This is a genomic window from Ohtaekwangia sp., from assembly GCF_036786105.1.
Taxonomy (GTDB): Bacteria; Bacteroidota; Bacteroidia; order Cytophagales; family Cyclobacteriaceae; genus Ohtaekwangia.
Map to the genome: position 1 here is coordinate 1 of NZ_DAIQRQ010000048.1, position 5,819 is coordinate 5,819.

General features: G+C 47.3%; 3 protein-coding genes. All 3 read right to left on the minus strand.

Annotated elements, in window-relative coordinates:
- Positions 1 to 2,002 (minus strand): DUF6443 domain-containing protein (locus tag V7Q33_RS17250; RefSeq protein ID WP_333820615.1); only part of this gene is annotated, 2,002 nt, incomplete at its 3' end.
- Positions 2,003 to 2,006: 4 nt separating this feature from the next.
- Positions 2,007 to 2,423 (minus strand): hypothetical protein, encoded by a 417-nt coding sequence (locus V7Q33_RS17255; protein ID WP_333820616.1) that lies wholly within the window; start codon positions 2,421 to 2,423, stop codon positions 2,007 to 2,009.
- A gap of 22 nt (positions 2,424 to 2,445) precedes the next feature.
- A partial coding sequence (locus tag V7Q33_RS17260) for a PKD domain-containing protein (protein WP_333820617.1) occupies positions 2,446 to 5,819 on the minus strand: 3,374 nt, incomplete at its 5' end.

Consider the following 5,819-nt stretch of genomic DNA (forward strand, 5'->3'; position numbering starts at 1 on the left):
GCTCTAAGACACGACCGAGCGGTGAAGCTTCAAATTTAGCAATGGCAAACGGATATACATCGTTTACAACTTTATCACCCTGCGGACTGGAGGATGAGTAAAACGCAGCCTGATCGGTTGGATATGTATTTTGAAACGTTCCGCCAGTAGCAGCGGCATAAGGCAAATACATCTTTGACGTGCGTCCGTAGCTGTCATACTCGACCGGCTGTACTAAATCTTTTCCGGATGTTGTCGCATTTACGGCTACTACTTGTGCGGCACGTCCTAGCCCGTCTACAAAGGAAATGGTTTTCACTTTCTGGCCGGCATTCAGGTTGTCAACGTCCGGGCTATGCAATTGCCCTGTTACGCGTACAGTCTCTTTGGTTACGCTGTTAGGCGTTATGGTATTGGCCAGGGTAATGGTAACAGGTACGTGTGCCGTTTCACAGGTAGTAGTCAGATCTTTTAATGATACACTCAGGCCGGAAGAAATTTCGGAGGTCGCGTTAACCGTATACTGATACGTTGGTCCGGTTACAGCACTTCCTGCATCCGGATACCACGTAGCTTGCTGGCCATTGGCCACAGCAATCTGCAAGGTGAGTACGTTGTTGATCCCATATCCCAAATAAGGACCCGGGCTTGGTGTATGAGGCGTATTTTTTACGGTTACAGTGGCCGTAATCGGTGTACCGGTACAAAAAGTGGTTGCAGGTGTAATTGTATAGGTAACCGTTCCCTGGTTCACACCATCTGCATTATAAAATATACCGCTTATGTTTCCGGTACCGGTGTCTGCCGGGGGAGTCCCATTACTGCCTTGCGCGATCCACGAGTATGTAGTACTGCCTGCATTGTTGGGATCGTTTAGCAGTATAGATGCCGTGGTTCCTGAACAGATCGTGGTTTGAGCTGGCGAAGCACTGGCTGCCGGTATAGGATTTACCATGGCCACAACGGGAACACGCGCCACCGATTCGCATTGCGATGTAGTGCTATACGTGCTGGCATAATAGGTAGTAGTAGCAGAAACATTCGGTGCATAGCCTGAACCGGTAGCAATCACCGCCCCGCCTTGCGAAGCATTATACCAGTATATCTGGTCGCCATTGGCACCGGGTGTAGCCGATATATTGATAGTTCCGGGGCCGCATTTACTTCCGTTGGTGGCAGTAGCACTGGAAGGCAGCGTAGCTGATTTTACAGTTGCTGTAACCGGGGTACGGGCACCGGTAGATTCGCACCCGCTTGTTGTATTTACCGTAGTAGTATAGAAGGTGTGTGTACCGGGTCCCTGAAAATCATCAGACCAGCCGAACGTGAGTGATGTTGTTGCTGTACCGCCCGTGCTGGCAGTATACCAGTTTATATTGTTTCCATTCGCTCCGGGTACGGCCGACATAAATCCACCACCGCCCTGGCATATTGTAATATTGGTAACACTGGAAGGTGAAGACGGTATAGGATTTACCGTAACGGCTACAGAAGCAGCACCCGAACTCCACGTTGTATTACAGGCCGATTTTGATCGCACATAGTATGTACCGCTGGCGGTCGCAGTATACGGGCTTACCTTGTTGGTTGTCTCGGTGCCCGTAGCAGAAGATACCCAATACCATTCATACCCGGTGGCCGGAGTCCCTGAAAATGTAATGGTCTTATCGCCACAGGTATTGGAGCTTACGGTCGGTGTTCCTGGTGTAGTGGGCGAAGTATAGGCACAGCCGTTCACCGTAACGTTAAGGCTGTAATCTATAAGGGTTGGTGTGGCATAGAAATCGATGCGACCGGCTACGCCACCAATCCACGTAACATTGGCGGTATAATTATAGCCGCTGCGGCTGGAGCTGTTCAATTTTCCACCCGTTACTTTGAACGACCAGTTGGTATACACGGCATCTTCGGCGAGGGTATACGATACGGTTTGGCCACTGTTCACGGTTGTAGCTCCCGTCCACTGACTGAATGCTTGTATTGAGAGCAGCAGTATAGGAATGAAAAGTAAAAATTTCTTCATGGCACTAGAGAATATCAAAGCCGGAGATTGAGTAAAGATTCTTTATAGGATTATCAGCCAATGGCAGGTTCAGCGAGATCGTTACGTTTCCTGATCGCGACACTTGTATACTGCCACTCGTTCCATCGAGTGTTACCTGGTAGGTTAAGGTTCCATTGGTATTTACATCCGTCCACGTGCCGCTTACGCTGGTGATGGTGAATGTATACACCAGGCTTCCACCTTTCTGTATCCATTCTATTTTGGAGGAACCATAGACTATAAATTGACAAGGCTTCTGCACGGTTACGTTGGTAGCCTGGTCAGTAAACCCGGAAGCGTTCCAGCGGATGGTAGCTTGCTGCGGATTGGTGGATTGCGCCATCACCGGCATCTGCACAGCTGCAATAAGTAGTATAAAGAGTATTGTTCGTAAGATCATAGTAATGCTAAAGCAGATTAGGTTAATAACTTATGGTAGATACCAGCGAATTAGCGGTGCGATTATCACCCGTAGTAACGGTGCACATCACATCAACGCTCGTACCGCTGCCAGCCAAGACTTTCACGGTATAGGTTGGTGACGATGTACCTACATTGGTCCATGTAGCGCTACCCGTATTGCGTTGTTTCCATTGATACTTCACAGCGTCATCGCCATTATATACCGTAGCTGTGAAGGTTGCCCAGGGAGCCGAATACGTATTGGAAATATATACCTGGAGCTGGGGTGGTGGCGGATTGATGACGGAGAAATTAATCAATGCCGTTTTTACGCCATAATCCGGGTGACTCACCTTAACCGTGGCTGTATGATTGCCGGTCGATGAATAAGTCTGCGCCGGTGAGATGACGCCTGATGTGATAAAATTATTTTGATTATCAAAATCCCATGCGTACGTGACGTTGTTAATGCACGGATTGGATGCAGCAGAGAGCTTCACTTGGGTGTTAACATAGTATGGCGAAGGGTTAATAATGTCTGCCACCAATGTGGGCAATACCTGCCCGTCAAAAGCATAAGTATACCGCTCTTTAATGTTGTGATCTTTGTCATACACCAGCGCTACGCGACCCAGCGAATCGTAGGCGCTGAAAGTACTGATGCCATAAGGATTCGTAGCGGCATTCACCCCCCAGGGTATAGCATACGCGACCGTGGAAACGGCAGCATAATCCGGATAGAACATTATATCATCCAGCAATGGCAACAGCGAAGGTGCCGAAGCGGATGGCTGCGTAAAGGATTGCCCCTGAACATTGATAATAAATGTAGATGGCAGGGTAGATACATTTATAACCTGTGTGAAATACTGGTAATCTGTATTTCCGGGTTTATAGTTGAAAGTATAATTGTTGGCAGAAAGCGCTGTGCCGCCGGTATTCTTCATCGTTACCTGCAAGGTGATAGAAGTGTTTCCACTGGCAGGCTTTGCCCAGAACGACAATATATAGGCCGTGGCCGATGCTGGCTTCACGATCGTGCGGCTTATGGTAGCATACGGATGCACGCCATTTTTACCGGTTCGTCCTGCACCATAATATCCATTGCTTATTGAAAAGCCCGATGCTGTTGTGGTCTCAAAATCAGAAAGACCAATGCTTATGCTTCGCACATCGCTAAACGTAGCTACTGGCAGAGTCTGGTTAAACCCAAGCAGTGATCCCGATGTGTTCCGGTTTTCATCGGTTATACTGACCGGTGTTCCGAAGCTGTTGTACTCATTTACCGTGCTGGTAACTTTGTAATTGGAGTCATGGACAAATACGTTACTGCTGGAAGACGACCTGGTAAAACTTCCCGGCACGCTCGGTCTGAACTTCAGTTCATATCGAGGGAAAGGTGTCAATACACTATTGATCGAAACGGGCCTGTATTTTACCAGGGAGGCAGCCGTTGTTTTCTCCGTTCCTCCTGCAGGTGTTACGGTGTTGATCTGTTCTATGATCGTGCTGGTTCTGTTCTGATCTTTCAAAAGTTTGATCATCCACAACGTTGAGTCTGCAGGTACACCACTGTACGGATAATCGGGAACATATTGAAAAGATTTGCTATAGACAGTTCCATCCGATGTCGTGCGACTGGTTTTGGTCAGGTATCGGTGATTGGATGCGGTAAAGAAATTTTGTGTTGTCTCGGTTGAGTTCTTGCTGGAGCTGTTCTCATCATACGTAGTAACCGTCTCCGTAGAAACTACTTTGGCAACATCAGCCAGTTGTGTAAACCTTCCATATAAGTAAATAACGTTAGGTGTGCTGTTTGCAAAACGGTCGTAGTTTACACTGACAATGGATGTAGGTGTGCTTCCGGTTTTGTATACATACTGATACGATGTCTGTGTTAACCGCACCAGTGCGTTGGCATTATTATACTCGGCTTTCTTCCACACCAGGCCGCGCTCATAATCGTAGAGTTGTGTATTGAATGCAGGGTATCCCCACGCTTCACCGCTCTTGAGAATGCTCATGTCCCAGTTGCCCTGTCTTACAAACTTCATCGTAGTAGGCGACCAGTCGGTTGCCCCGGTGCCAGTAGCGGCATCGCCATAAGCGCCCGGCACATAGTAATTATATACCGCTTTACCACTGCCAGGGCGGGTTACCGTTACTTGCGAATAACCGACTGCAGACCCGTTGGTATTTTCGCTGTTGTTCAAATCAAAATTTACAATGGCTGTTAACCCTCGCCACAACGGAGCTGTACCTGCCGCGTTTAACGTGCTATAGGACTTTACAATTTGACCACCTGGGAGATCGTGAATTTTAGGAGCAATAAACTCCCACAGCGGCACAGCAAACGCTGGTCTTTTAATAAGTCTTCCGGAAGACAGACCATTGGCATCCTTGTACTCGAATACTTTGGTTATTTTGGCGTTAGGATTTACGCCATCAAAGTAATCGATCTGCCGAATACGCAACCCACCGCCCAGGCGTGTTACACTACCTTCGGGGTCCTGATACTCATTATTTTCGAATACAAAATCGGATTCACCACCGGAGGGGTATATAATTCGAGTCAATGTTCCAAGAACTGCAAACCCGTTGGGCGTGCGATCGCTGTTTCCATTCACAATGACTTCCGTACCAGTATACGAAGGAATGCGATAGAGACGGTATCGCTCGCTCGCAGGTTCATTAGGATAAACGTATATCGTTGGAAATTTAGGCAATATTGCAGGGGCAACATTAGTGCTGCTGTTGCAGTAACCCCAGAGATCAGTCTGGTTGGTTGGCACGCCAAAATATTCAAATTTAAAAGGTGGCATTGATGCGCACTGTCGCCCTGTCTCTGTGATAGAAGAAAGCATTACAGGGTTATCGGCTTGAAAAGCAAACTTGAATCTTTTGAAAGGCTGAATAGAAGAATACAACGGATCATATATATCCACACCATACTTATAGTCAATCAAGACCCAAGAGCCACTGGACGCCTGTACCTTGGTCAGTATCTTGGTTGTCATGGATAAAGATTCTTTCATCAATGTACACCACGGCGCTAACGTTGTTACAGAATTAGAGGGATAAGATGCATCTACCTGCCAGGCCGACCGAACAAACGTACTGGTCGTTGCGTGGTCTTTATAACTATAGGTTATGCTTGCACCTGTATACGACTTCATGGCCGAGAGAGACCAGTTTGAATTATATGTAACAGCAGTGCCGTATTGATTGAAATCCTTGTCAAACAAATTCAATCCGGATTGGTCATTTTGGTAATCTGTATCAGATTTCTGAATGCTTCGGGTAACGGTATGAACATCATTAAAAGCATATACTGTACCATCATTAGTGGTAATAGTCCAGCCTGTAATCGTCTTGGTTGCGGGAGACACACCAG